The 25,980-nt window shown below is 65.1% G+C and carries 26 protein-coding genes and 2 tRNA genes; 17 read left to right on the forward strand and 11 right to left on the reverse strand.

What is annotated here, in order from left to right; all coding sequences use genetic code 11:
- Positions 1-11: 11 nt before the first annotated feature.
- The 8 genes from glmM to phoR all read left to right on the forward strand — a co-directional run bounded on the left by glmM (position 12) and on the right by phoR (position 8,523).
- A complete protein-coding gene (glmM, locus tag FOZ70_RS16180) occupies positions 12-1,367 on the forward strand; it encodes a phosphoglucosamine mutase (protein ID WP_021163356.1) in 1,356 nt (451 codons plus the stop codon).
- A 453-nt stretch (positions 1,368-1,820) separates the two neighbouring features.
- Positions 1,821-2,855, forward strand: a complete 1,035-nt coding sequence (gene pstS, locus FOZ70_RS16185) for a phosphate ABC transporter substrate-binding protein PstS (RefSeq protein WP_048025401.1) — start codon at positions 1,821-1,823, stop codon at positions 2,853-2,855.
- 94 nt (positions 2,856-2,949) lie between these two features.
- Entirely contained in the window at positions 2,950-3,936 is a 987-nt protein-coding gene (gene pstC / locus FOZ70_RS16190; RefSeq protein WP_021157279.1) for a phosphate ABC transporter permease PstC, read from the forward strand.
- Complete coding sequence (pstA, locus tag FOZ70_RS16195; RefSeq protein WP_021157278.1) at positions 3,933-4,826, forward strand: phosphate ABC transporter permease PstA; 894 nt, start codon at positions 3,933-3,935, stop codon at positions 4,824-4,826. The genes pstC and pstA overlap by 4 nt, the downstream gene beginning before the upstream one ends.
- A 15-nt stretch (positions 4,827-4,841) precedes the next feature.
- Positions 4,842-5,690, forward strand: coding sequence for a phosphate ABC transporter ATP-binding protein PstB (pstB, locus tag FOZ70_RS16200; RefSeq protein ID WP_021157277.1), 849 nt, complete (start codon positions 4,842-4,844; stop codon positions 5,688-5,690).
- Positions 5,691-5,708: 18 nt separating this feature from the next.
- On the forward strand, positions 5,709-6,413 hold the full coding sequence (phoU, locus tag FOZ70_RS16205) for a phosphate signaling complex protein PhoU (RefSeq protein WP_046545372.1): 705 nt from the start codon (positions 5,709-5,711) through the stop codon (positions 6,411-6,413).
- 31 nt (positions 6,414-6,444) lie between these two features.
- On the forward strand, positions 6,445-7,146 hold the full coding sequence (gene phoB / locus FOZ70_RS16210; RefSeq protein ID WP_027787869.1) for a phosphate regulon transcriptional regulator PhoB: 702 nt from the start codon (positions 6,445-6,447) through the stop codon (positions 7,144-7,146).
- 57 nt (positions 7,147-7,203) lie between these two features.
- On the forward strand, positions 7,204-8,523 hold the full coding sequence (gene phoR / locus FOZ70_RS16215) for a phosphate regulon sensor histidine kinase PhoR (RefSeq protein WP_021157274.1): 1,320 nt from the start codon (positions 7,204-7,206) through the stop codon (positions 8,521-8,523).
- 127 nt (positions 8,524-8,650) lie between these two features.
- On the opposite strand, the gene ppk1 is transcribed toward phoR, so the two are convergent.
- Entirely contained in the window at positions 8,651-10,714 is a 2,064-nt protein-coding gene (gene ppk1 / locus FOZ70_RS16220) for a polyphosphate kinase 1 (RefSeq protein ID WP_021157273.1), read from the reverse strand.
- Between the two features lie 278 nt (positions 10,715-10,992).
- Here ppk1 and ppx point away from each other — a divergent pair, with 278 nt between their 5' ends.
- Positions 10,993-12,507, forward strand: coding sequence for an exopolyphosphatase (gene ppx, locus FOZ70_RS16225; RefSeq protein ID WP_027787866.1), 1,515 nt, complete (start codon positions 10,993-10,995; stop codon positions 12,505-12,507).
- Positions 12,508-12,583: 76 nt separating this feature from the next.
- On the opposite strand, the gene FOZ70_RS16230 is transcribed toward ppx, so the two are convergent.
- The 3 genes from FOZ70_RS16230 to FOZ70_RS16240 all read right to left on the reverse strand — a co-directional run bounded on the left by FOZ70_RS16230 (position 12,584) and on the right by FOZ70_RS16240 (position 14,000).
- Positions 12,584-13,018 (reverse strand): hypothetical protein, encoded by a 435-nt coding sequence (locus tag FOZ70_RS16230; protein WP_027787865.1) that lies wholly within the window; start codon positions 13,016-13,018, stop codon positions 12,584-12,586.
- A 179-nt stretch (positions 13,019-13,197) separates the two neighbouring features.
- Positions 13,198-13,635 carry a DUF3592 domain-containing protein gene (locus tag FOZ70_RS16235; RefSeq protein WP_219706235.1) on the reverse strand — a complete coding sequence of 146 codons (438 nt, stop codon included), beginning with the start codon at positions 13,633-13,635 and terminating at the stop codon, positions 13,198-13,200.
- A 41-nt stretch (positions 13,636-13,676) separates the two neighbouring features.
- Positions 13,677-14,000 carry a hypothetical protein gene (locus FOZ70_RS16240; protein WP_124842337.1) on the reverse strand — a complete coding sequence of 108 codons (324 nt, stop codon included), beginning with the start codon at positions 13,998-14,000 and terminating at the stop codon, positions 13,677-13,679.
- A 156-nt stretch (positions 14,001-14,156) separates the two neighbouring features.
- On the opposite strand from FOZ70_RS16240, the gene FOZ70_RS16245 reads away from it, so the two are divergent.
- Positions 14,157-14,732: a hypothetical protein gene (locus FOZ70_RS16245; protein WP_258025635.1), complete on the forward strand. Its 576-nt coding sequence runs from the start codon at positions 14,157-14,159 to the stop codon at positions 14,730-14,732.
- A gap of 97 nt (positions 14,733-14,829) precedes the next feature.
- On the opposite strand, the gene FOZ70_RS16250 is transcribed toward FOZ70_RS16245, so the two are convergent.
- Positions 14,830-14,906, reverse strand: a tRNA-Pro gene (locus FOZ70_RS16250).
- Positions 14,907-15,067: 161 nt separating this feature from the next.
- Between FOZ70_RS16250 and sixA the strand changes: the two genes are divergently transcribed.
- Positions 15,068-15,529, forward strand: coding sequence for a phosphohistidine phosphatase SixA (gene sixA / locus FOZ70_RS16255; protein ID WP_219706236.1), 462 nt, complete (start codon positions 15,068-15,070; stop codon positions 15,527-15,529).
- Between the two features lie 170 nt (positions 15,530-15,699).
- Complete coding sequence (locus FOZ70_RS16260) at positions 15,700-16,506, forward strand: GNAT family N-acyltransferase (protein WP_021157266.1); 807 nt, start codon at positions 15,700-15,702, stop codon at positions 16,504-16,506.
- 209 nt (positions 16,507-16,715) lie between these two features.
- On the opposite strand, the gene FOZ70_RS16265 is transcribed toward FOZ70_RS16260, so the two are convergent.
- Entirely contained in the window at positions 16,716-16,886 is a 171-nt protein-coding gene (locus FOZ70_RS16265) for a hypothetical protein (RefSeq protein WP_165580743.1), read from the reverse strand.
- 136 nt (positions 16,887-17,022) lie between these two features.
- Between FOZ70_RS16265 and FOZ70_RS16270 the strand changes: the two genes are divergently transcribed.
- The gene (locus tag FOZ70_RS16270; protein WP_021157264.1) at positions 17,023-17,199 is read left to right on the forward strand and encodes a hypothetical protein; all 177 of its coding nucleotides are present in this window, start codon (positions 17,023-17,025) and stop codon (positions 17,197-17,199) included.
- A gap of 58 nt (positions 17,200-17,257) precedes the next feature.
- Here the strand turns inward: FOZ70_RS16270 and FOZ70_RS16275 are convergent, their stop codons facing one another.
- The 5 genes from FOZ70_RS16275 to FOZ70_RS16295 form a co-directional block, all read right to left on the reverse strand.
- The gene (locus FOZ70_RS16275) at positions 17,258-18,628 is read right to left on the reverse strand and encodes an MATE family efflux transporter (RefSeq protein WP_059620698.1); all 1,371 of its coding nucleotides are present in this window, start codon (positions 18,626-18,628) and stop codon (positions 17,258-17,260) included.
- 8 nt (positions 18,629-18,636) lie between these two features.
- Positions 18,637-18,960 (reverse strand): DUF2288 domain-containing protein, encoded by a 324-nt coding sequence (locus tag FOZ70_RS16280; protein ID WP_027787860.1) that lies wholly within the window; start codon positions 18,958-18,960, stop codon positions 18,637-18,639.
- 76 nt (positions 18,961-19,036) lie between these two features.
- Positions 19,037-20,656: an acyl-CoA synthetase gene (locus FOZ70_RS16285; RefSeq protein WP_219706237.1), complete on the reverse strand. Its 1,620-nt coding sequence runs from the start codon at positions 20,654-20,656 to the stop codon at positions 19,037-19,039.
- Positions 20,657-21,024: 368 nt separating this feature from the next.
- The gene (locus tag FOZ70_RS16290; RefSeq protein WP_027787858.1) at positions 21,025-21,726 is read right to left on the reverse strand and encodes a peptidoglycan DD-metalloendopeptidase family protein; all 702 of its coding nucleotides are present in this window, start codon (positions 21,724-21,726) and stop codon (positions 21,025-21,027) included.
- Positions 21,727-21,867: 141 nt separating this feature from the next.
- Positions 21,868-22,779, reverse strand: coding sequence for an aldose epimerase (locus FOZ70_RS16295; RefSeq protein WP_059497949.1), 912 nt, complete (start codon positions 22,777-22,779; stop codon positions 21,868-21,870).
- A 479-nt stretch (positions 22,780-23,258) separates the two neighbouring features.
- On the opposite strand from FOZ70_RS16295, the gene FOZ70_RS16300 reads away from it, so the two are divergent.
- The 4 genes from FOZ70_RS16300 to FOZ70_RS16315 all read left to right on the forward strand — a co-directional run bounded on the left by FOZ70_RS16300 (position 23,259) and on the right by FOZ70_RS16315 (position 25,953).
- The gene (locus tag FOZ70_RS16300; protein ID WP_060072937.1) at positions 23,259-24,089 is read left to right on the forward strand and encodes an undecaprenyl-diphosphate phosphatase; all 831 of its coding nucleotides are present in this window, start codon (positions 23,259-23,261) and stop codon (positions 24,087-24,089) included.
- 181 nt (positions 24,090-24,270) lie between these two features.
- Positions 24,271-24,347, forward strand: a tRNA-Arg gene (locus FOZ70_RS16305).
- A 279-nt stretch (positions 24,348-24,626) separates the two neighbouring features.
- On the forward strand, positions 24,627-25,286 hold the full coding sequence (locus tag FOZ70_RS16310) for a DUF4145 domain-containing protein (protein WP_258025636.1): 660 nt from the start codon (positions 24,627-24,629) through the stop codon (positions 25,284-25,286).
- Between the two features lie 340 nt (positions 25,287-25,626).
- Positions 25,627-25,953, forward strand: coding sequence for a hypothetical protein (locus FOZ70_RS16315; RefSeq protein ID WP_219706238.1), 327 nt, complete (start codon positions 25,627-25,629; stop codon positions 25,951-25,953).
- The last annotated feature ends 27 nt before the right edge of the window (positions 25,954-25,980 follow it).

The following is a 25,980-nucleotide window of genomic DNA, read 5'->3' on the forward strand; positions in this document are numbered from 1 at the left end:
GAAGATTCGCTATGGGACGTCGATATTTCGGCACGGACGGCATTCGCGGCACGGTGGGCGAGGCACCCATCACGCCGGATTTCGTGTTGCGTCTCGGCTACGCGGCCGGCAAGGTACTGGCCAGCTCGGCCGATGGCGCGGCAGGCTCGCGGCCGACCGTGCTGATCGGCAAGGACACGCGCGTGTCGGGTTACATGCTCGAAGCCGCGCTCGAGGCAGGGTTCTCGGCGGCGGGTGTCGACGTGATGCTGGCCGGCCCGATGCCGACGCCAGGGGTTGCCTACCTGACGCGCGCTTTGCGCCTGTCGGCGGGCGTCGTGATCAGCGCATCGCACAATCCGTATCGCGACAACGGGATCAAGTTCTTCTCCGCTGACGGCAACAAGCTGCCGGACGACACCGAAGCCGCGATCGAAGCGTGGCTCGACAAGCCGCTCGAATGCGCATCGTCCGACGGTCTCGGCAAGGCGCGCCGCCTCGACGATGCGGCCGGCCGCTACATCGAATTCTGCAAGAGCACGTTCCCGGCCGCGTTCGACCTGCGCGGGCTGAAGCTCGTGATCGACTGCGCGCACGGTGCCGCGTACCAGATCGCGCCGCACGTGTTTCACGAACTCGGCGCGGACGTGATCCCGATCGGCGTCGCGCCGAACGGCTTCAACATCAACGACGGCGTCGGCGCGACCGCGCCGGACGCGCTGGTGCGCGCGGTGCGCGCGAACCACGCCGATCTCGGCATTGCGCTCGACGGCGATGCGGATCGCCTGCAGGTCGTCGACGCGACCGGTCGCCTGTACAACGGCGACGAGCTGCTCTACGTGCTCGTGAAGGACCGGATCGCGACGGACGGCAAGGTGGAGGGTGCGGTCGGCACGCTGATGACGAATCTCGCCGTCGAAGTCGCGCTGCAACGCGCGGGCGTGAAGTTCGTGCGGGCGGCGGTCGGGGATCGCTACGTGCTCGAGCAGTTGCGCGAGCACGGCTGGCAACTCGGCGCGGAAGGCTCGGGCCACATCCTGTCGCTCGATCGCCACTCGACCGGCGACGGCATCGTGTCGGCGCTGCTCGTGCTGGCTGCGCTGAAGCGCAGCGGCCAGACCCTCGCGCAGATGCTCGACGGCGTCACGCTGTTCCCGCAGAAGCTGATCAACGTGCGGATGAAGCCGGGTGCCGACTGGAAGGGCAGCACGTCGATTCGTGCGGCGATCGACGCAGCCGAAGCCGCGCTCGCCGGCAGCGGCCGTGTGCTGATCCGCGCATCGGGCACCGAGCCCGTATTGCGCGTGATGGTCGAAGCGCAGCAAGCGGCCGACGCGGTTCGCCATGCGGAGACGATCGCCGACGCGGTGCGCGCGGCGACGGCCTGACGCGCAGGCCAGGCGCGAGGGCGGTCGGACGCCCGCGCGCCGGCGTTCCGTTGAACCGGCATGCGGCGCCTTCGGGGCGCCGCGATTTCGTCAGACGCAAAGGTTTGCGATACCTATAAGTAACGCATATTGCCTGCCGCATGCCCCGGACGAAAAAACGTCCGACCCCGAGATCGGGGCAGCTGCCGGCGGAGGCTTTTCGTACCACCGACGCGGTGCCGCGATCCCGCCGCACAGTGAGAAACGGGGTGTCATCCCGTCCCTTCCGGGCCGGCAATTCCTGCCCCCATCGCCCCTCCGGCGCCGTCTGAGCGCCACGCGCGCCGACCCTGTTACTCCCTTTCAACCAGTCATGTTACTGTCACGCCAGTTTCATCGATTGTCACATTACCGTCATGAGGAGCCCCTAACCTTCGCGGTGCCGTAGTCATCCGCTCACACACTGGAGGTCTCATGAAATTGATGCAAACCGCGATTGCCGGCCTGGCTGGCGCGCTTTTCGCCGTCGCCGCCCACGCTGCCGACATCACGGGCGCAGGCAGCACGTTCGCGATGCCGATCTATACGAAATGGGCTGCTGACTACCAGCAGACCGGCGGCGCGAAGGTCAACTACCAAGGTATCGGTTCGTCGGGCGGCCTGAAGCAGATTATCGCGAAGACGGTCGATTTTGCCGGCTCGGACGCTCCGCTGAAGGATGACGAGCTCGCGAAGGAAGGCCTGTTCCAGTTCCCGACGGTGGTCGGCGGCGTGGTGCCGGTCGTCAACGTGCCGGGCGTGAAGGCCGGCGAACTGACGCTGTCGGGCCCGGTGCTCGGCGACATCTACCTCGGCAAGATCAAGAAGTGGAACGACCCGGCGATCGCCGCGCTGAACCCGAAGGTCAAGCTGCCGGACACGGACATCGCCGTGGTCCGCCGCGCTGACGGCTCGGGCACGAGCTTCATCTGGACGAACTACCTGTCGAAGGTCAACGACGAGTGGAAGTCGAAGATCGGCGAAGGCACGACGGTCAACTGGCCGACGGGCACGGGCGGCAAGGGCAACGACGGCGTCGCGGCCTTCGTGCAGCGCCTGCCGGGCGCGATCGGCTACGTCGAGTGGGCGTACGCGAAGAAGAACAACATGGTCTACACGGCCCTGAAGAACTCGACGGGCACGGTGGTCGAACCGAAGACCGAAACGTTCAAGGCCGCTGCCGCAGGCGCGAACTGGTCGAAGTCGTTCTACCAGATCCTGACGAACCAGCCGGGCAAGGAAGCATGGCCGGTCGTCGGCGCGACGTTCGTGCTGCTGCACGCGAAGCAGGAAAAGCCGGAGCAGGGCGCGGAAACGCTGAAGTTCTTCAGCTGGGCGTTCAAGAACGGCGAGAAGGCTGCTGACAGCCTCGACTACATCTCGCTGCCGCCGGCAGTCGAAGCGGAAATCCGCAAGCAGTGGAAGGTCAAGGTGACGGACGCTTCGGGCAAGCCGGTCGCCGCCGAGTAAGCATTGCAGCGGTTCGCTGCCCGGCCGTGCCGGTCGGGCAGTGTGTGCGGTAAAGCCGGGCGTTACGGCGCCCGGCAATCAAAAGCAGGCACCCATGTCTGATATTTCTTACACGTCCTCCCGGTCGCCCGATAGTGCGCAGCAGCGCGCGCCGAGCCGTCTCGGGGATGTCCTGTTCGGCGGCCTTGCTCGGCTCGCCGCGATCGTGACCCTGCTGCTGCTGGGCGGGATCATCGTTTCCCTGATCATTGCGTCGATGCCGACCATCCAGAAGTTCGGCCTCGGCTTCCTGTGGCAATCCGAGTGGGATCCCAACTCGGACATCTACGGCGCGCTCGTGCCGATCTACGGCACGATCGTGACGTCGGTCATCGCGCTCGTCATCGCGGTGCCCGTCAGCTTCGGCATCGCGCTGTTCCTCACCGAGCTGTCGCCCGTGTGGCTGCGCCGCCCGCTCGGTATCGCCATCGAGCTGCTCGCCGCGATTCCGTCGATCGTGTACGGCATGTGGGGCCTGCTCGTGTTCGCGCCGATCTTCGCCGAATACTTCCAGAAGCCGATCGGCCGCCTGTTCAAGGACGTCTGGGTGCTCGGCCCGCTGACTGCCGGCCCGCCGATCGGTATCGGCATCCTTGCAGCCGGCGTGATCCTCGCGATCATGATCATCCCGTACATCGCATCGGTGATGCGTGACGTGTTCGAAGTCACGCCGGTGCTGCTGAAGGAGTCGGCCTACGGGATCGGCTGCACGACCTGGGAAGTGATGTGGAAGGTGGTGCTGCCCTACACGAAGACCGGCGTGATCGGCGGCGTGATGCTCGGCCTCGGCCGCGCGCTCGGCGAAACGATGGCCGTGACCTTCGTGATCGGCAACACGAACCTGCTCGACAGCGTGTCGCTGTTCGCGCCGGGCAACAGCATCACGTCGGCGCTCGCGAACGAATTCGCGGAAGCGCAGCCGGGCCTGCACACATCCGCGCTGATGGAACTCGGCCTGATCCTGTTCGTGATCACGTTCATCGTGCTGTCCATCTCCAAACTGCTGCTGCTTCGTCTCGAGAAGGGAGAGGGCAAGAAATGAGCGAGCCCATCATGAATTTCCCGGGGCCGGACGGCGCCGCGCTCGACGCGATGCGCAACCGCCTGCAGCGCAAGCGCAAGGCCGTCAACGCGATCGCGCTCACCGCGTCGCTCGGCGCGATGGCCTTCGGGCTGCTGTGGCTCGTGTGGATTCTCTACACGACGGTGCATCTCGGCGTCGGCGGCCTGTCGCTGCAACTGTTCACCGAATCGACGCCGGCGCCGAACACGGAAGGCGGCGGTCTCGCGAACGCGATCGTCGGCAGCCTGCTGCTGTGCGGTTTCGGCACGCTGGTCGGCACGCCGATCGGCATCCTCGCAGGCGTCTATCTCGCCGAGTACGGCCAGAAGAACCTGCTGGCGAGCACGATCCGCTTCATCAACGACATCCTGCTGTCGGCGCCGTCGATCGTCATCGGCCTGTTCGTGTATGCGATCGTCGTCGCGAAGTCGGGGCGCTTCTCGGGCTGGGCCGGCGTGATCGCGCTTGCGCTGCTGCAGATTCCGATCGTGATCCGCACGACGGAGAACATGCTGAAGCTCGTGCCGAACGCGCTGCGCGAAGCGGCCTTCGCGCTCGGTACGCCGAAGTGGCGCATGGTGCTGAAGATCACGCTGCGCGCATCGGTCGGCGGGATCGTGACGGGCGTGCTGCTCGCGGTCGCGCGGATTGCCGGCGAAACGGCGCCGTTGCTGTTCACCGCACTGTCGAACCAGTTCTTCTCGTGGGACATGAGCCAGCCGATGGCGAACCTGCCCGTCACGATCTACAAGTTCGCGATGAGCCCGTTCGCGGAGTGGCAGTCGCTCGCATGGGCGGGCGTGTTCCTGATTACGCTCGGGGTGCTCGGACTCAACGTCCTGGCGCGCTCGATCTTCTCGAAAAAGTAACGGCGGAGCAATCCGATGAATATGGCAGAGAGCCACCTGAATCCCGTCGAGCGCACCGCTGCGCCGGCCGGCACGCATGACGCGGCGAACGATCGCCCGCTCGCGCCGCTGAACGCGAAGATCGAGGTCAACAACCTCAACTTCTTCTACAACAAGTTCCACGCGCTGAAGAACATCAACCTGCGCATTCCCGAAGGGAAGGTGACGGCGTTCATCGGCCCGTCGGGCTGCGGCAAGTCGACGCTGCTGCGCACGTTCAACAAGATGTTCGCGCTCTATCCGGAGCAGCGCGCCGAAGGCGAAATCCTGATGGACGGCGAGAACCTGCTGACGACGAAGCGCGACATCTCGCTGCTGCGCGCACGTATCGGCATGGTGTTCCAGAAGCCGACCCCGTTCCCGATGTCGATCTACGACAATATCGCGTTCGGCGTGAAGATGTTCGAAAAGCTCACGCGCTCGGAAATGGACGACCGCGTCGAGTGGGCGCTCACGAAGGCCGCGCTGTGGAACGAAGTGAAGGACAAGCTGAGCCAGAGCGGCTACGGCCTCTCGGGCGGCCAGCAGCAGCGTCTGTGCATCGCGCGCGGCATCGCGATCCGTCCGGAAGTGCTGCTGCTCGACGAACCGTGCTCGGCGCTCGACCCGATCTCGACGGGCCGCATCGAGGAGCTGATCGCGGAGCTGAAGAGCGACTACACGGTCGTGATCGTCACGCACAACATGCAGCAGGCAGCGCGCTGCTCGGATTACACGGCCTACATGTACCTGGGCGAGCTGATCGAATTCGGCGAGACCGAAAAGATCTTCATCAAGCCGGTGCGCAAGGAAACGGAAGACTACATCACCGGCCGTTTCGGCTGATGACGGAGAACAACAGCCATGTCGGATAAACATCTGTCGAGCCAGTTCGACGCGGACCTCAATGCCGTGTCGTCGAAAGTGCTGGAAATGGGCGGGCTCGTCGAGTCGCAGATCGTCGGCGCGATGCACGCACTGAACGAGTTCGATCGCGATACGGCCGAGAAGGTGATCGCGGCCGAGGAAACGCTGAACGCGATGGAAGTCGACATCGACCAGGAGTGCGGCAACATCATCGCGCGGAGACAGCCTGCCGCGCGGGACCTGCGCCTTTTGATGTCGATTTCGAAAACGATTACGAACCTCGAGCGCGCCGGCGACGAGGCCGAGAAGATCGCGAAGCGCGTACGCCGCCTGGTCGACGAGCCGGCTGCGCGCACGGTCAACATCGCCGAGATCAAGGTGTCGGGCGAGATGGCCGTGACGATCCTGCGCCGCGCGCTCGACGCGTTCGCGCGTCTCGATACGGTGGCCGCCGCGCAGATCGTCAAGGACGACAAGGAGATCGACCAGGAATTCCGTGCGTTCGTGCGCAAGCTCGTGTCGTACATGCAGGAAGATCCGCGCACGATCTCGGTCGGCCTCGAATACCTGTTCATTGCGAAGGCGATCGAGCGGATCGGCGACCACGCGAAGAACATCGCCGAATTCATCATCTACATCGTGAAGGGCACGGACGTGCGGCATCAGCCGCGCGACACGCTCGATCGCGAAGCCAACAGTTAATCGACTCCGTACAGGGAAAAAAGAGGTGCCGATGCCCAGCAACATTCTCGTCGTTGAAGATGAGCCCGCGATTTCCGAACTGATCTCGGTGAATCTCCAGCACGCCGGTCACTGCCCGATTCGTGCGTACAACGCCGAACAGGCGCAGAACCTGATCAGCGACGTGCTGCCCGATCTCGTGCTGCTCGACTGGATGCTGCCGGGCAAATCCGGCATCGCGTTCGCGCGCGACCTGCGCAACAACGAACGGACCAAACACATCCCGATCATCATGCTCACCGCCCGCGGCGACGAGCAGGACAAGGTGCTCGGCCTCGAAATCGGCGCGGACGACTACGTGACGAAGCCGTTCTCGCCGAAGGAACTGATGGCGCGGATCAAGGCCGTGCTGCGCCGCCGTGCGCCGCAGCTGACCGAGGACGTCGTGTCGATCAACGGGCTGCGCCTCGACCCGGCCACGCACCGCGTCGCCGCGCATGCGGAAGGTAGCGAGATCAAGCTCGATCTCGGCCCGACCGAGTTCCGCCTGCTGCATTTCTTCATGACGCATCCGGAGCGCGTGCACAGTCGCACGCAACTGCTCGACCAGGTGTGGGGCGACCACGTGTTCGTCGAGGAGCGCACCGTCGACGTGCACATCAAACGATTGCGCGCGGCCTTGAAACCGGCCGGTTGCGATGCGATGATCGAGACCGTGCGCGGCAGCGGCTACCGGCTCGCCAAGCACGCGTAACGTATCCGGGCCTGCCGTGTGCCACGGCAAGCCGTTCATTCTTTCGGACGCTGAATCATGAACATCATCTGGGCGCGCTTTCTGGTGTCGCTCGTGCTGCTCGTGCTGATCGGCGTATTGGTCGGCGTGTTCGCCGGCCCGACCGCGGGCCTCGTGTTCGTGGTCGTGATGCTGGTTGCGCAGGGCTTTTTCAGTACCTTTCACACGCAGCGTCTGTGGCGGCTGCTCGATGCGCCGGTCTACGGTGAAGTGCCGAGCGCGCCGGGCATCTGGGGCGAGATCTACTATCGTCTGCACAAGCTCGCGAAGCAGTGGCATGCGCAGGTGCGGCAGGTCGAGCAGCAGCATTCGCGCTTCATCCAGGCGATCCAGGCGTCGCCGAACGGCGTCGCGATGCTCGACGATCACGACCAGATCGAGTGGTGCAATGCGATCGCCGAGGTCCATTTCGGCCTGGATGCGAAGCGCGACCTGCGCCAGCACATCACCAACCTGGTACGCCATCCCGATTTCGTCCGCTACCTGAACGCGCAGCATTACGATGAGACGCTCGTGATGCGCGGCATGGGCGACTCGCGGCAGAACGTGCTGGAAGTGCAGGTGTTTCCGTACGGCGAGAACCGCAAGCTGCTGCTCACGCAGGACATCACCGAGCTTGAGCGGACCGACGCGATGCGGCGCGACTTCGTCGCGAACGTGTCGCACGAACTGAAGACGCCGCTCACCGTGCTGTCGGGCTTTCTCGAGACGATGCGCGAGCTGCCGCTGAACGAGGAAGACCGCGCGCGCTATCTCGAGATGATGGAGCAGCAGGCATCGCGGATGCGGCACATCGTGACCGACCTGCTGGTGCTCGCGAAGCTGGAGGGCGAGAGCAAGCCGCCGGTCGATCGCGCGATCGACATGCGCGCCGTGTTCGATCACCTGAAGGAGGATGCGCAGACGCTGTCGAACGGGCATCACGACATCGCGTTCTCGATCGACGAGACGCTCGGCGTCACCGGCGCGCAGACGGAGCTGTTCAGCGCATTCGCGAACCTCGTCACGAACGCAATCCGCTATACGCCGGAAGGCGGGAAGATCGTCGTGACGTGGCGGCGCGAAGGCGCGCAAGGCGTGTTTTCCGTCACGGACAGCGGCTTCGGCATTCCGGCCGCCGACCTGCCGCGGCTCACCGAACGCTTCTATCGCGTCGACCGTAGCCGTTCGCGCGACACGGGCGGCACGGGGCTCGGGCTCGCGATCGTCAAGCACGTGCTGCAGCGGCACGACGCACACCTGTACGTGCAGAGCGAGGAAGGGCGCGGCAGCACGTTCACTGCGCGGTTCCCGGGTTCGCGCGTCATCGCGATCCGGCCGGCCACGTACGAGGCATGATCGCGTAACGGTATCCGTCGCTCGTCCGGCGAGCGGCGGCATGCCGGATCCGCAACGAAAAAGCGCAGCCCGCGGGCTGCGCTTATTCGTTGGCGACGCGGCGTGCAACTCGCGCCGCGTTGCCGGTTCACGAGCAGAACTTCGCGAGCAGCCCGAGTTGCGCGTTGCGGATCGTCTTGCCGGCGCGGCGCCGGCGGTAGTGGCCGTCGCTGTGCATCTGCCATGCCGACTGGTTGTCGCCAAGGCACACGGACAGGCCTTCGGCGATCACGCGCCGCTTGAGCTTGCGATCGCGGATCGGGAACGCGACTTCGACGCGGCGGAACAGGTTGCGGTCCATCCAGTCGGCGCTCGACAGATAGACGTCCTCGGCACCGTTCGCGTGGAAATAGTAGATCCGGTGGTGCTCGAGGAAGCGGCCGACGATCGAGCGCACGGTGATGTTTTCCGACAGCCCCGGCACGCCGGGCTTCAGCGCGCAGACACCGCGCACGATCAGGTCGACCTTGACGCCGGCCTGCGACGCTTCGTACAGCGCCGCGATCACCGTCGGTTCCAGCAACGCGTTCATCTTCGCGACGACGCGCGCGCGCTTGCCGGCACGCGCATTGTCGATCTCCGCGCGGATCGAGTCGATGATGCGCGGATGCAGCGTGAACGGAGACTGCCACAGCTCGTGCAGCGTGAGTTCGCCGCCGATGCCGGTCAGTTGCTGGAACACGTGATGGACGTCCTCGCAGATCTTCTGGTCGGCCGTCATCAGCCCGAAGTCGGTGTAGAGGCGTGCCGTGCGCGGGTGGTAGTTGCCGGTGCCGAGGTGCACGTAGCGGCGCAGCGACGCCTTGCCGCCCTGCACGACGCGCCGCACGATCAGCATCATCTTCGCGTGGCACTTGTGGCCGACCACGCCGTACACGACATGCGCGCCGACGGCCTCGAGCTGCGACGCCCAGTTGATGTTGGTTTCCTCGTCGAAGCGCGCGAGCAGTTCGACGACGACGGTCACTTCCTTGCCGTTGCGCGCGGCTTCCATCAGCGCGTCCATCAGCGGCGAATCGGTGCCGGTGCGGTAGATCGTCTGCTTGATCGCGACGACGCTCGGGTCCTTCGCGGCCTGCTGCAGCAGTTCGAGCACCGGCTGGAAGCTCTCGTACGGGTGGTGCAGCAGGATGTCGCCGTTGTCGATCGCGTCAAACATCGTCGGCGCGTTCGTGATCGCGGCGGGCGTCGACGCGGTGAACGGCGTGAACTTCAGGTCGGGGCGGTCGACGAGATCGGGAATCTGCATCAGCCGCACGAGGTTCACCGATCCGGCCACGCGATAGCAATCCTTGTCGCCGAGCTCGCTTTCGTCGAGCAGGCGTCGCACGATGTGCGGCGGCGTGTCGGCCGACACCTCGAGGCGCACCGCGTTGCCGAGGTGGCGCGCGGGCAGTTCGCCCTGCAGCGCGACGCGCAGGTTCGTGATCTCGTCTTCGTCGACGAACAGTTCGCTGTTGCGCGTGATACGGAACTGGTTGCAGCTCTTCACGACGAGTTGCGGGAAGAGTTCGCCGACGAAGCGCTGCATGAACGAGCTCAGCAGCACGAAGCCGTGCTCGAAGCCCGACAGCGCGTGCGGCATGCGTACGACGCGCGGCAGCGCGCGCGGCGCCTGCACGATGCCCATCACGGCCTGGCGGCCGAATGCGTCGCGGCCTTCGAGCTCGACGACGAAGTTCAGGCTCTTGTTCAGCACGCGCGGGAACGGGTGGGCGGGATCGAGGCCGATCGGCGTCAGCACGGGCAGCAGCTCGTCGAGGAAGTAGTGCCGCGCCCATTCGAGCTGCTCGTCGTTCCAGGTGTCGCTCGCATGGAAGTAGATGCCTTCCTGCTCGAGCGCGGGCAGCACGGTTTCGTGCAACATCGTGTACTGTCGATGGACGAGCCGCTGCGCGCGTTCGACCACGAGATCGTAAGCATGTTGTAACGACATCCCGTCGGGCGTCAGGGCGCCGGGGTTGTCGCGGATCTGCTCCTGAAGGCCGGCCATGCGGACTTCGAAGAATTCGTCGAGGTTGCTGCTGGTGATGCAGATGAAGCGGAGCCGCTCGAGCAACGGGACTTGCGGATCGGCTGCCTGGGCCAGCACGCGCTCGTTGAAACCGAGGATGCCGAGTTCACGATTGAGAAGCGGATAACGGACGGACATCGGCAGAGTTGGGGGTGATTCAGGCGATGATTCGAAAGGACGCTCGGAAACTCTCACGGTACGATGACGTGCTGATGACAGTGATGTATTTATATCGGGAAATTCTACGCTTTAATCGTTTCGTCCCATAAATGTTTCGACGATATGCAAACGAGCGGTATGCATGCCCGTGAAGCGTGGCAACGGCAAGCGTTCCACGCTTAAAATGTCGCCTTTGATTGATCGCCCAGGGCTGTCGCACCGGCCGCCGCGGGCGAACGCGCACGGAGCCCCTTCTGATGGTTACAACCCCCCACTTGCTGGCTGCCGTGGATCTCGGCTCGAACAGCTTCCGGCTGATCGTCGGACGTGTCGAGGAAACGCCGGCGGGCAGCCAGATCTATCCCGTCGATGCGCTGCGCGAGCCCGTCCGGCTGGCCGCAGGCCTGTCGAGCGACAAGATGCTCGATCGCGCGTCGCAGGAGCGCGGCTGGGAGGCGCTCAAGCGGTTCGGCGAGCGCCTGCGCGATTTCCATCCCGATCATGTGCGCGCGGTGGCCACCAACACGCTGCGCGTCGCGAAGAACGCGGGCGAGTTTCTCGGCGAGGCGGAAGCGGCGCTCGGTTTCCCGATCGAAGTGATTGCAGGCCGTGAAGAAGCGCGCCTGATCTACGCGGGCGCCGCGCACTCGGTGCCGGCGAGCGCCGGCAAGCGGCTCGTCGTCGACATCGGCGGCGGCTCCACCGAATTCATCATCGGCTCGCACTACACGCCGATCGTGATGGAGAGCCTCTATATCGGCTGCGTGAGCCACAGCCGCGCCTTCTTCCCCGCCGGCAACGTCGACGAATACACGATGCGGCAGGCCGAACTCGCGGCCAAGCGCGAGATCCAGATCATTTCGAGCGAGTACAAGAAGGCCGGCTGGGACCAGGCGATCGGCTCGTCCGGCACCGCGCGCGCGCTCGCGGAACTCGTCGAGGCGAACGGCTTCAACGATCCGGGCATCACGCACGGCATTTCGCGCGGCGGCCTCGAGCGCCTGAAGCGTGCGCTGATCAAGTCGGAGAACGTCAACCGGCTGAAGCTGATCGCGCTGAAGCCCGACCGCGTACCGGTGCTCGCGGGCGGCCTCGCGATCATGCTCGCGGTGTTCGAGGAGCTTGGCGTCGACTACGTCGATACGACCGACGGCGCGCTGCGCCTCGGGGTGCTGTACGACCTGCTCGGCCGGACGCAGCACGAGGACATGCGCGCGGTGACCGTCGAGGGCTTTACGCGCCGCTACGGTGTCGATCGTGCGCAGGCCGAGCGGATCGGCGCGCTGGCGGGGCGTTTCTACGACGAACTCGAGGAAGCCGACGACGAAGCGCGCGAGGAAGGACGGATGTTCCTCGGCTGGGCGGCCGCGTTGCACGAGATCGGCCTGTCGATCTCGCATAGCGCGTATCACAAGCATTCGGCCTATATCGCGAGCAACGCGGACATGCCGGGTTTTTCGCGCACCGACCAGGCGCGGCTCGCCGCGCTCGTGCTCGGTCACGCGGGCAAGCTCGGCAAGCTGTCGCAGGCACGCGAAGTCGAGTGGCCGCTGCTGTTCTGCCTGCGGCTCGCGGCGCTGCTGTGCCGGCGCCGAACCGACGCGGGGTTGCCCGACATTTCCGTCTCGCAGATGAAGAAGGGCGGGTATGAAGTGCGCCTGCCGAGCGCGTGGGTCGAGCAGAACCCGTTGACCGACTACAGCCTCAGTCAGGAGGCGGCGGAATGGGAGAAGGTCGGAATCCCGTATCGCGTGGTGTATACGGGCGCGTAAAAGGCCGACAGCGGGGCAGGGCCGGGCGGCAGGTTGCCCGCCCTCAGGATTGCCGCATGAGCGTCCTGACGGTCGCTCAGTCCGACGAGCAGACGATCGCGGTCAGGAACGGAAACGCCTGCCTGACGGTCGCGTCGCTGCCGGCCTTGCGCACGGCTTCCTCCACCGCGCTTTTCGTGCCGCGCACCACGACGCCATAGGCCCAGTCGCCGATCGGCGTGCCGTCGCCGGTGCGGAAGATCGGGTCGTTCGCCTGGTAGCCGAGCACGACGTAGACGCCGAAGCCGTATGCGGTCAGCGAGTGGCTCGTGCGGAATGCGTTGACCGAGTTCGATTCGACGTGCATCGGCTCCGACTGGATATCGCCGGCGGCGAGCAGCGGCGCGACGAACTTGTGCCCGGTCGAGTGGCAGTCGAGCGCGTCGTCGAGTGCCTTGGCCGATGCGGTGCCGGCGGTCGCAAGCGCGAGCAGCGATGCGCACAGGGCGGTCTTGAGAATGTTGTTTGTCATGCGCGGATGCAGGTTGTTCACGCGCATTATCGCGTGTTCCCGGAAGTGTCGTATCCGCGTTGCGGCAGCGAGGCCGGCCCACCTCGTTCGATTCGTGACCTTTGCAAGCGTGACCGACGATGAAAGCGTCCGGACTTGCCGCGAATGCCCGGGCATCGCATGAATCCGTGCGTCGCCGCTCAATGGCTTATCGCGTTCCCGTACCGTCCGGTGAGCACGAACCGTGCGCCGAACAGCGGCAGGACCAGAAAGCCGAGGCCTGCCGGCAATCCCCACAGCACACCGCCCCATATCGCGAGGAACGTGGCGGCCCGGGCCGTTTCCGCGGGCGCGGCAGGGTCGTACGCGACCTGCACGACGGTTCCGGGCGGACCGTCCATGCCGCCGTTCTGCACGAACTCGATGCGCTGGCCCAGGGCTGTTTCGAAGCGTATGGTCGGGTGTCCGCTCGACTTGACGACTACACCGGGCGCTCGAGAGGCATGCGAAAGGAAGACCGTCGTCCGGTAGGCCTGCACGACGCAGAAAGCGAGTACGGCGGCGCCGATGATCATGGCGATGACGGTCGCGATATTCATCGCCGGTTTTGCCGGGCGATCAGTCGAGGAGGCTGTCATGCGAGGTTCGGATGGTGTCGGGGGGCGGCAAGTGGGTTCATTCACGCGTGGTACGCATTGCGCAGGTAACCCGAGCTGCCGCCGTCGGTGCCGGTGAGCTGGGCCGAGATCTCCTGTCTCTCGCGGGACCAGGAAGCCGCCCAACTGCGGAAGCCGAAGCGGTCGGCGGACGAAGCCTGCTCGTCGCCGCCGAAATGGCGCTTCACGAAGGCCGACAACCGCGACACAGCTTCGTCGAAAGGGAGGTCCGTTTCGAGCATCCACATCTCGTACGTTTTCCGTTCATCCTCGACGAACTCGACAGCCAGATTCCCGATGGTGCCGAGGCCTTCGGGCAGCTGCAGGGACGACAGGGATGTCGGCATGGTTGACGAAACTCCGGTCTGGCAATGGGGCGCTGATAATGGTACCGCTACGGGTTCGAGTTGACCCTGTTGTTGTGCCGGTTTGTTCCTGGAAAAGGTGATTCGTGCGAGCGTACCGAAGTGGATAACCCGCGATGCGGCACCTCAATGAGTCGATTGGCGACGCAACTGACCGGTAATGGTCGATTGAGAGCGCTTGCCGTCGGTCTTTTATCGGTGGCGACAGCGACGTTCGGCGCGACGCCGGGAATCGACGAGGCCGGTGTCCTGCGTCAGGTGCTTTCCTGTCCGCTGGCGGACGGGAGTCGCATTGCGCTCGAGGCCCGCTCGCATGGGTTGGACGGCGATGCACTGTTCGTGCGGCGGGGGCACGAGACCGGGCGTGCGTTCCTTGACATGCCGGAGACCGATTTCGTGGGCAGGATTGCGTTGTCGAGGTGCGTCGGCAGGACCCTCGTCTTCGTACTGAACTACGGATCGCCTTACCTGAAGGGCGTCGCGATCCGGCTGAATCCGGTCACGCATGTCGAAGAGCGGATCAATTTCGCGGAGAAGGCGCTTCCGCGGTGGCTGTATTCGGGGCGTCGGGCGATGTGGGTGATCATCCCCAACGAAGGCGGCGAGACGGACGGGAAGTATCTGGTTTATCGATATTCCGAAGGGCGGCTGACCGAAAGCGCACCGGTCGATCGACTGCCGGTCGCGACGCGTGATCTCGTGCGGATCGAGTGACTACGTGGCGCGATATGCGGCGGTTGCCCGGGATCTTTCACGGGCCATAAATGGAAAAGGGGTTACAACACTAGGTGTTGTAACCCCTTGATTCCGGTGGTCGGAGCGAAAGGATTCGAACCTTCGACCCTCTGATCCCAAATCAGATGCGCTACCAGGCTGCGCTACGCTCCGACGAGCCAAAGATTCTATCTTTGAATGGCTGATCCGGTCAATCCCTATATGCGGGTAAATGCCGCGGCAGCGAACGAGCCGCAATTTGCGACAATTCGCACGGTAATCGGCCGGCCCGCACGCATGGGCGCGGGGCCGCTCGCCGAAGCAAGGAGAACATCATGATGAACCTGATCCTGTGGCGCCACGCCGAAGCCGAAGACTACGCGACGAGCGATCTCGCGCGGCAGTTGACCGTCCGCGGCCGCAAGGACGCACAGGCGATGGCCAAGTGGCTGCGTGGCCGGCTCGAGACGAACACCGTGATCCTCGCGAGCCCGGCGGCCCGCACCGTGCAGACCGTCGAGGCGCTGACCGACCAGTACCGGACGGTCGATGCACTCGCGCCGGGCGGCAGCGTCGACGACGTGCTGGCGGCGGCCGGCTGGCCGGACGGCATCGCGCCGACGGTCGTGATCGTCGGCCACCAGCCGACGCTCGGCAGTGTCGCCGCGCGACTGATCGCCGGCGGCGACGACAGCTGGAGCGTCAAGAAGGGCGGAATCGTGTGGCTCGCGAGCCGCACGCGCGACGGCAGCCGGCAGGCCGTGCTGCGGGCGGTATTGACGCCCGACCTGGTGTGAGGCCCGCCTGAAGCGCTTTGAAGGGTTTCGTCATACGGTTTCGCAAGCTTTCTGCTAAAGTCAATTCGGCGACACGTCATTGAAAGGACACGGTCGTGCCACATAACGGTCACGGCCGATTACTACATTGGCGGGCATGTCGTCCTATTCCTTACGATCAGGAAAGCCTAATGCGAGAACTGCCGACGCCTACGCTCCCTTTTGCCTCGCTGCCCCTCGACACGTCGCGGCGCCTCCTGCCGCGCGCTGCTGAAACCGTCACATCGGAGTATCGCCTGCGCGCCGCGTGGGCGCGTACGGAAGACGAATTGCGCGAAGCCCAGCGCCTGCGTTACAGCGTGTTCGCCGAAGAGATGGGCGCGCAGGTCAGCGGCCCCTCCGGTCTCGACGTCGATCCGTTCGATGCGTACTGCGACCACCTGCTGGTTCGCGATCTCGACACCCTGAAGGTCGTCGGCACGTATCGCGTGCTGCCGCCGCACCAGGCGGCGCGTGTCGGCCGCCTGTACGCCGAAGGCGAATTCGACCTGTCGCGCCTCACGCATCTGCGCGGCAAGATGGTCGAGGTCGGCCGCTCGTGCGTGCACAGCGACTACCGCAGCGGCGCCGTCATCATGGCGCTGTGGGGCGGTCTCGGCACGTACATGATGCAGAACGGCTACGAGACGATGCTCGGCTGCGCGAGCGTGTCGATGGCCGACGGCGGTCACTACGCGGCGAACCTGTACCAGTCGCTGTCGGCAGGTTCGCTGACGGCGCCCGAGTATCGTGCGTTCCCGCATACGGCCCTGCCGGTCGACGAATTGCAGACGGGCACCGTCGTGGCACCGCCGCCGCTGATCAAGGGTTACCTGCGTCTCGGCGCGAAGATCTGCGGTGCGCCGGCCTGGGATCCCGACTTCAACTGCGCGGATTTCCTGACGCTGTTCCGTCTGTCCGACATCAACGCGCGCTACGCCCGCCACTTCCTGGGCTGAGCCGTCTGAATCGCGTCGCGCCCGCCTGCTGGTTCGGGCGCGTGCATGCGAACGCCGTCGCGCGGCATGAGCCGCGCGATGGCGTTCGCCCATCTGATCAACGTGTGTGAATCGGGCCCCGTTAATTTCGGCGATACGCGACCACCGGCGTGCCGAGGGACGGCACGTTCGCGAACGGCCCGGGGGCGGGCCGGACGGCAGCGGCGCGCTTAGTGCTTGCGCCGCCAGTCGAGCAGGTGGTGTTCGGCCATCCAGTGATGGACGAACCCTTCGCCGCCATGGCTGCGCTTGTATTCGCGCGACTCGAAGAACGACAGGGCGACGAACACCATCAGGCCGATGAACAGGCCGATCAGGCCGGCAATTTCCTCAGACGACATGGCAGCCTCCTTTCCACGGCACAGCGCCATGCGTACATAGTAGGACATGCGCGGCGCGACTCCGAAGCAGGATTTCCGCTAGACTCGGCGCGGTCCCGGCGTGCGATGGGCGCGCCGATTTCCGGAGCCCTACCCGATGACCCGTTTCATGCTGGCCGTGCTGGCCGCAGCTTTTCTCGCCGCCTGTACCAGCGATCCTCATCAGGCCCGTCGCGGCCACCCGCCGGAAGATCCGGCCGACTATCACGGCGTGCCGACCGACATGACGCCGCCGACGATGCTCGATGCGCCGCCGCCCAAACCCGTGCAGTAACGGCTGTTCAAGGCGGCCCAGGGGCGCTTGGGGCGCCCAGGGCCGGTTCGGCGTCCCGTCAGGCGCGGGCCGCGGGTGTATCGGTGCCGATGCGCCGCAACAGCCCCGGCAGGTAGCGCGCCAGCGTCGCGCCGCGCGCGGCCATGAACAGCAGCAGCGCGAACCAGAGGCCGTGATTGCCGAAGGTGCCGACGGCGGCGAGCGTGGCGACAACGAAGATCGACAGCGACGCGACCATTGCGCGCATCAGCGATTGTGTTTGCGTGGCACCGATGAAGACGCCGTCGAGCAGGAAGCCCCAGACCGACACGATCGGCGAAATCGCGGCCCACGGCAGGTAGCGCAGCGCAACCTCGCGGATCTCGGCCTGGTCGGTCAGGCGCGCGACGATCCAGCTGCCGGCGGCCCAGTACACCAGCGCGAACAGCAGCGCGCCGAGCGCCGACCAGAGCAGGGTGACGCGCACGGCCTGCCGGAAGGCACTGCGGTCGCGTGCGCCGGCCGCCGCGCCGACGAGTGCCTCGGCCGCATGCGCGAAGCCGTCGAGGCCGTACGCCATGAACGTCTGGAAATTCAGCAGCAGCGCGTTTGCCGCGAGCGTCGCATCGCCCTGTTTCGCACCGAGGTGCGCGAACCAGCCGAATGCGCCGAGCAGGCACAGCGTGCGCAGGAAGATGTCGCGATTGAGCGCGATCAGCCTTTTGAGTGCGACGCGGTCGGCGAGTGCACGTACCGCGATCGGCGCAAGGCCGCGCGGCCGCAGCCGCCACAGCATCCATGCGCCGAGCGCGAAGCCGCATGCGTCTGCCGTGGCCGTCGCGGCGCCGATGCCGGCAATGCCCCAGCCGAAGCCATACACGTAGAGCAGCACGGCGCCGATGTTGACCGCATTGATGAACACCTGCGCGACGAGCGCGAGCCGCACGCGCTGCACACCGAGCAGGTAGCCGAGCACGACGTAGTTCGCGAGCGCGAACGGTGCGCTCCAGATCCGTGCGTGGCTGTAGGACAGTGCCGTCGCGCGGACGGCATCGCTGCCGCCGAGCGCCGACAGCGCAAACGACAGCAGCGGCACCTGCAGCGCCAGCACCGCGGCGCCGAGCGCGAACGCGACGATCAACGCGCGCAGCACGTTCAGGCGAATCCCGGCGGCGTCACCGGCACCGTGCGCCTGCGCGACGAGACCGGTCGTCCCCATTCGCAGGAAGCCGAATCCCCAGAACACGAAATTGAAGAACAGCCCGCCGAGCGCGACGCCGCCGAGATACTGCGTGCCGTCGAGGTGGCCGGCGACGGCCGTGTCGACGGCGCCGAGGATCGGCTGGGTCAGGTTCGCCAGGACGATCGGAAACGCGAGCGCGAGGACGCGCCGGTGCGTGACGGTGGCCGAGCCCGTGCCGGCCCCGTGCGGTAACGCGGATTCGGACATGGGACGCGTCAGGCGCGTTCCTGCACGCAGACCCACGGCGAGACGACGACTGCCCACAGCTCCGGGTTGCGCGCCGCGTAATCGGCGGCGGTTTCGGCCGGCATGCGCGCGACGAGGCCCGCGGACAGCCAGCGCGTGACCTGTTCGGCGTCATCGTCGGCAACCGCTTCCGCGACGCTGACGAGATCGAGGTCGCGCGCAACGGACAGCAGCTTGCCCTGCGCGAAGAAGCGTTCGAGATCGCACCAGTCGATCTTGGCGGTTTCGCCGAGGAGTTTGGCGTAGAGCGGGCTGTGCGACGCGCCCGCGGCGGCGTGGTGATCAGAGGACATCGTTTTCTTGGAAAGACTGCGTGGTGGCGCCACTATAAACCATCCGGCCGGGCGGGCGGCGCGGGTGGCGGCCCGCTTACGCGTCGCGCAGCGCGCGGCGCACGATCTTGCCGGTCGCGGTCATCGGCAGGCTGTCGACGAATGCGATCGCGCGCGGATACTCGTGGGCGGCGAGGCGCGTACGCACGTGCGCCTGCAGTGCCTGAACGAGCGCTTCGTCGCCGGCGTGACCGGGATTCAGCACGACGAACGCCTTGACGATCTCGGTGCGCGTCGCGTCGGGCACGCCGACGACGGCCGCCATCCGCACCGCCGGATGCGTGAGCAGGCAGTCCTCGATCGGGCCCGGGCCGATCCGGTAGCCGGCGCTCGTGATCACGTCGTCGTCGCGGCCGACGAAGCGGACGAAACCGTCGGCGTCGATCATGCCTGTATCGCCGGTGAGCAGGTAGTCGCCCGCGAACTTGTCGCGGGTCGCGTCGGCGTTGCGCCAGTATTCGAGGAACATCACCGGATCGGGGCGTCGCACCGCGATGCGCCCTTCGACGCCGGGCGGCAGCGGCGTGCCGTCCGCGTCGACGATCGCGACCGCATGGCCGGGCACCGCCTTGCCGATTGCGCCGGGCTGCGCATCGAACAGCGCCGCGCAAGACGACAGCACCATGTTGCACTCGGTTTGCCCGTAGAACTCGTTGATCGTCACGCCGAGCGCGTCGCGTCCCCAGGCCGTCAGTTCCGTGCCGAGCGTCTCACCGCCGCTCGCGACCGATTTCAGCGACAGCGCGTAGCGTTCGCGTGGTGCCTGGACGGTGCGCATCAGCTTCAGCGCAGTGGGCGGCAGGAACGCGTGGGTGACGCCGTGCCGGGCCATCAGCGCGAACGCGGCGTCGCCGTCGAATTTCTCGAAGCGGCGGGCGAGCACGGGCACGCCGTGATGCCACGACGGCAGCAGCACGTCGAGCAGGCCGCCGATCCATGCCCAGTCGGCGGGTGTCCAGAACAGGCGCGCGTCGCGCGGGAAGCACTGCTGCGACATCTCGACGCCCGGCAGGTGGCCCGGCAACACGCGATGCGCATGCAGCGCGCCTTTCGGCTTGCCCGTCGTGCCGGACGTATAGATGATGAGCGCCGGATCGTCGGCGGCCGTATCGGCCGGCACGAAGTCGGGCGTCTCGGCGGCGAGCGCCGCGTCGTAGCGCAGCACGCCGGGAGAGTCGGGCGCATCGTCGCCGATGCAGTAGATGGTGTGCAGTGCCGGCAGCTGCGCGCGCAGCGATGCGATTTTCGCGTAGCCGGCCGCGTCGGTAACGAGCGCGGCCGCCTCGCTGTTCGCGAGCCGGTATTCGAGCGCGTCGACGCCGAACAACGTGAAGAGCGGCACCGCGATGGCGCCGAGCTTGTACGCGGCGAGGTGCGCGATGGCCGTTTCCGGGCCCTGCGCGAGAAAGATGCCGATGCGGTCGCCGCGCCGCAGGCCGGCGCGCACGAAGCTGTTCGCGAGCCGGTTAGAGGCATTCCTCAGGTCGTCGAACGTGATGCGGGACACGTCGCCTTGCGCCGTTTCGTGGATCAGCGCGAGGCGTCCGCTGCCGTCCGCCCATTTGTCGCAGACGTCCACGCCGATGTTGTAGCGGGCCGGAACGTCCCACGCGAAGCGGGAGAGCAGGTCGTCGTAGCGGTCGGCGGCGGGCAGCATCGCAGTGTCTCCTGGGTGGCGGCGTGGTGTCGGGCGAACGGATTACATCAGGGTTTCACGCAGGGGAATCCACAATGACGCCTGAGGGTAGGGAATCCTCGCACTCGTCCAATTGCTGCGGCTCAGTGCACGATTCCGCAATGACGCATAAGATCACCTAAAAATCAGTGTGTGACCATGGATTTGCTTCTGATAGCTGCGGGGTTCAGCCTGATCGGAGTCGGCGTGCTGGTAGCGTTCGCCTGTCGCGTCGATCCGTTGTCCGGCCGTTTCACCGGACGTCTGCGCAAGCGCTGACATCACCTTTCCCGATTTTCACCGCGACGACACGCGATGCGTGCCGGCATCGCGTGTCGTCCGTCGGGCGCTCAGCGCGCCGGCAGGTAGCGCGACGGGTCGATCGACCGGCCGCCGTAGCGCAATTCGAAATGCAGCGCGACGCGATCGCTGTCGCTGTTGCCCATCTCGGCGATCGATTGCCCCTGCGTGACCGACTGGCCTTCCTTCACCAGCAGCGCACGGTTGTGTGCGTAGGCGGTCAGGTAGTCGGCGTTGTGCTTGAGGATGATCAGGTTGCCGTAGCCGCGCAGCCCGTTACCCGCGTAGACCACCACACCCGGCGCAGCCGCGACTACCGGCGTGCCCGGCGAGTTCGCGATGTCGATCCCCTTCGATTTCGAGCCGTCGAACGTGCGGACCACGTTGCCGGCCGCCGGCCAGATCAGCGCGATGCTCGTGGCCGGCTTGACGGCCGATTCAACCGGTGCGGAAGGCGCGGGGCGGGCCCGGCCGGCACTGCCGGTGCCGGTGGTCGACGGCGTCGATGCGGTGGTCGTGCCGGGCGGCGGCGCGACACGCAGCACCTGGCCGACTTCGATCGCGTCGGGGTTCGTCATCTGGTTCCAGCGCACGATGTTCGATACCGACGTGCGGTTGTCGCGCGCGATCTTGTAGAGCGTATCGCCGCGTTCGACGCGATAGAACCCGGGGCCGACGGGCGCGGAGCCGCACGCGACGAGCAGGGCGGCGCAGGCGGCTGCGAAGAGTCGCTTCGTTGTTGTTCCGAACATTGAACCTCGCAAGACCCTGCCGCTCGTGACGCGGCAGGCAACACAAAACGTCCGATTTTAACGGGTTCGACCCGCGCACCGCAGTTTGTGCCGTTGCCGGGGCCGTCGGGCGCCGGTTCGGCAGGCGTCTCGTCCCACGTCTCAGCCGGCGAGCGGGAGGACGCGAATCCGCAGCGTGGCCGTTTCGGTCGCGCCCGGCGCGAGCATGCGTAGCCCGAGGCCGTTGTGGATCGCATCCGGCAGGCCGAGCCACGGTTCGACGCAATAGAAATCGGAATCCGGCTTTTCGGTCCAGGTCGTGACCGCGTACCACGGGATCGAGCCCGGCACGTCGAGCGCGATCTCGATCGTGCGGCGCCGGCCCGGCATCACGATGCGCACCGGCGTGGCCGGCACGCCATCGAGGCAGTGGAAGCGGTCGAGGATCTCCGGGTTGTCGAGGCGATAGCGCGCTTCGCCCGGCTCGGGCGGGCTGATCGAACCGTCCGGCTGCTGCGCGCGGCGATGCGTGGGCGGCAGTTCGAGCGTGGTTTCCGCGCGTTCGCCGTGCGGCAGCGCGAAATAGAAATGGTGACCGGCGTAGTAGGGCAGCGGTGTGTCGCCGCGATTGGTCGTCGTCAGCGCGACTTCGAGCGTGTGCGAGTCGGCCAGCCGGTAGGTCGTTTCGAACCGGAAGTCGAACGGGTAGCTCGCGCGCAGTGCGTCGGTCGCGTCGAGCGTCATCGACAACGCGGCGCCGTCGGCCGACGGGTGCGCGGCGAACGGCAGGTCGCGCGCGAAGCCGTGCATCGGCAGGTCGCGCACCACGCCGGCGGCGTCGCGCCAGCGGCCGAGCTCGCCGTCGACGCGGTGACGGCCGAGGAACGGGAACAGCAGCGGGTTGCCGCCGCGCACGCGCGCGAGGTTGCTCCAGTCGGCCGTTTCCGGCCAGAAGATGACCGGTTCGCCATCGACATCCCATGACAGCAGGCGGCCGCCGAATTGCGGAGCGACCCGGACGAGCGACGGGCCGGCGTGAAGTTCGTGAATGTCGTGTTGCTGGAAGGTCGGCATGGCGAATCGGGTTGGGCGGGTGAACGGGAACGGCGCGCTCCATTATCGGGCCGTGGCGGCTTGGGGAAAACCCTTCTCGGGAAATCGCGAGTTTTTAAGACCGTCAACGGTCGGGATAATGCCTCTAAACCGGTGAGGTTGCCGGGTCATGACACTTCGTGGAGGGGGCCATGGATCTGGCAATGGCAATGGGACTCGCACTGTTCGGCATGTTCACGGGCAGCACGGTATTATTTTTCTATCAGCTCGGCCGCTGACGGCAATTCCTGCCGAAATCGAAAGGCCCGCCATGCAAATGGCGGGCTTTTTGCTTTCTGGGCGCTTACAGGTTGCAAGCGTTTGTGTGCATTGCCGCAATATCCCGCCAAATGCCTTGGCGCAGTAATCCGGGCTCGGCATAATCGGGGCGCGTTTTTTCGGACGCGCATCGGCGTCGTCCGCTTCTCTTCCCGCTCAATCTTCATTAAAAGGACCGACGCGTGAGTCTCTGGTTTCTGGTATTCCTGAGCGTCCTGCAGGGCGTCACCGAACTCTTTCCCGTCAGCAGCCTTGGCCATACGCTGCTCGTGCCGGCGCTGTTCGGCATGCACATCGACAAGCACGCGCCGCAACTGCTGCCGTTCCTCGTTGCGCTGCACCTCGGCACCGCGCTGGCGCTGCTGTGGTATTTCCGCGCGCGCTGGATCGCGCTGATCGGCGGCTTCTTCGCGCAGCTCGGCGGCCGCAAGAACGACGACGGGCACCTGATGTGGGCGCTCATCATCGGTACGATCCCGACCGGCATCGTCGGGCTGCTTCTCGAGAAGCGCATCGAACGCGTGTTCCACGACCTGCGGATCGTCGCAGTCGCACTGATCGTGAACGGCGTGCTGCTGTGGCTCGGCGATCGCATCCAGCGTAGCCGCGCGCATCAGGCGCCCGAAAAGATGACGTTCAAGCAGGCGTTCTTCGTGGGTCTCGCGCAGATCGGCGCGCTGATTCCGGGCTTCTCGCGCAGCGGGCTGACGATGATCGCCGGCAATGCGGCGGGCCTGACGGCGGAGAAGGCCGCGGAATTCTCGTTCCTGCTCGGTACGCCGATCATCTTCGCGGCGGGCGTGCTCGAACTGCCGAAGCTGTTCCATGCGCGCGACCAGCTCGCCGATGCGCTGCTCGGCGGCGTGCTGACGGCGATCGCCGCGTACCTGAGCGTGCGGTTCCTGATGCGCTATTTCGAGGGGCGTGGCCGGCTGGCTTCGTTCGGCGTGTATTGCGTGATCGCCGGTGTGTTCTGCCTCGGCTGGTTCATGCTGCACCCGCAGCCGGTTTGAGGCTGCGTTGGCCGGTCTCGCATGATGTGACGCGATGATCGGGTATAATTTCGGGCTCGGCTTCATGCCGGGCCCGTTTTGTTTCGGGGCTTCGAGTCTGGTTTGTGGGTTTGCCGGGTTTGCCGGTGCTCGAAGTCTTGCGTCAGATGCGGCTCGTGCAGGCCGTGTCTTTTCTCCCCGACCGCCCTTAGCTCAGCTGGATAGAGCAACGGCCTTCTAAGCCGTAGGTCACACGTTCGAGTCGTGTAGGGCGGGCCAACAAAATCAATGACTTACAGTGATTTATGCCGGAGTATCATTTTCCGAATTCAATCCATGTAACCATCATGTAACCCGGTTTGGTCACTCCGACCGCGGCCGACGGTCGGCAAACCTGAGGTGGATTCAGTGGTGTCCGCTAAGCATCCTTTTCTGACAAGGGTTTTATCGAATTTCATCGATTCAACCCATCAAAAGAGGCGGTTGCCGCCGTTCTTGTCTTGCCACCCCATTTAGGGCACGGTAAACGCCCAATGAAGCCCGCGGGGAACGTTGAACATGAAATGTCCGCACTGCAGCGTTGAGGTCCACGATACGCGAACGGAAACCCTCATTGCATTTGACGACGAGGATTCTCACGTCCTGAACGGTGATACAGTCTGGCTAGCTTATGCGATGCAGTGCCCATCGTGTGAGGCCCCTGTCATTTACCTTGGCAGCGCAGATTCACAGCAGCATCATGAAAAAACACCTGCGTTTTTGGCCTATCCACGAGTGGTCAACAGACCGAAACCACCACAGCAGGTGCCGGCACATATCGCAGAAGACTATGTCGAAGCCTGCCTCGTCTTGAGCGATAGTCCGAAAGCCTCGGCAGCATTGAGCCGGCGATGCTTGCAGACAGTGCTACGGGAGCACGGTTACGCGCAACGAGATCTCGCCCCAGCCATTCAAGCGGCGCTCGATTCGGGAACCTTACCGGCCCTGGTTGCTGAAAGTCTCGATGCAATCAGAAACATCGGCAACTTCGCAGCGCATCCGATGAAAGATACCAATACCGGCACCATCCTCCCTGTCGTGGCCGAAGAGGCGGAATGGAATCTCGAGGTCTTGTCCGATTTGTTCGATTTCTATTACGTACAGCCGGCACGGGTGGAAGCCCGGCGAGCCGCGCTCAATGCAAAGCTAGAAGCTGCCGGTAAGCCCCCGATGAAGTGAGGTCGGTGTTCTCGCAGCACTAGATCAGATAGAGCGTCGCTGTTGTTGCGACTCTGGATAGGCGGTGCATTGTGCGCCGTGCTGCAATGGCTTGCCGAGCAAGCATTCCAACGAATGCAGTACGAATTTTTCGTTGTTTGGTTTGTTTCGATGCGGTGCACGAAAATGGCTTTTGAATCAGCCGCTTGTGCTGACTTTGGAGCACGAATGGTCCGTGCGTCATGTCTGTGTCGGCATACGGGGCAAGTAGTCACACCTGAGGTGCGGTAGCTGTGCTGTGCATTGCGATCTCGATCTAACGCTAGAATCGATTCTTCGCCATTACCACTGGAGACCTTTCATGGCGCTGTACATAGTCTGCTACGATCTAAGCCCGCAAGGGGATTACCGCGAGCTTGGCAAAGCAATTGAAAAGCTCGATGGAATCCGCTTCATGGGCTCAGCTAGTCTCGTAAAGGCTCCCGACGATTCAGCATCTCAAATACATGCGTATCTGATCAATCACGTATTGCCTACTGATAGATTGTCAGTACTGCAGCTGGACAAGGGTAAGAAGCCTGCCATGTACAGCAAAGAGATGAATGATCACTTCGCTAAAGCGGAAGCAATAGCGGAAAAGGAGACGCAGGAATTGCTGGCGCGTTTCACTCGCCGCACGTCTGAGTAAACTTCACGAAGAACAAGTATCGGAATC

Source organism: Burkholderia sp. COPS, from assembly GCF_019425585.1.
GTDB lineage: Bacteria > Pseudomonadota > Gammaproteobacteria > Burkholderiales > Burkholderiaceae > Burkholderia > Burkholderia cepacia.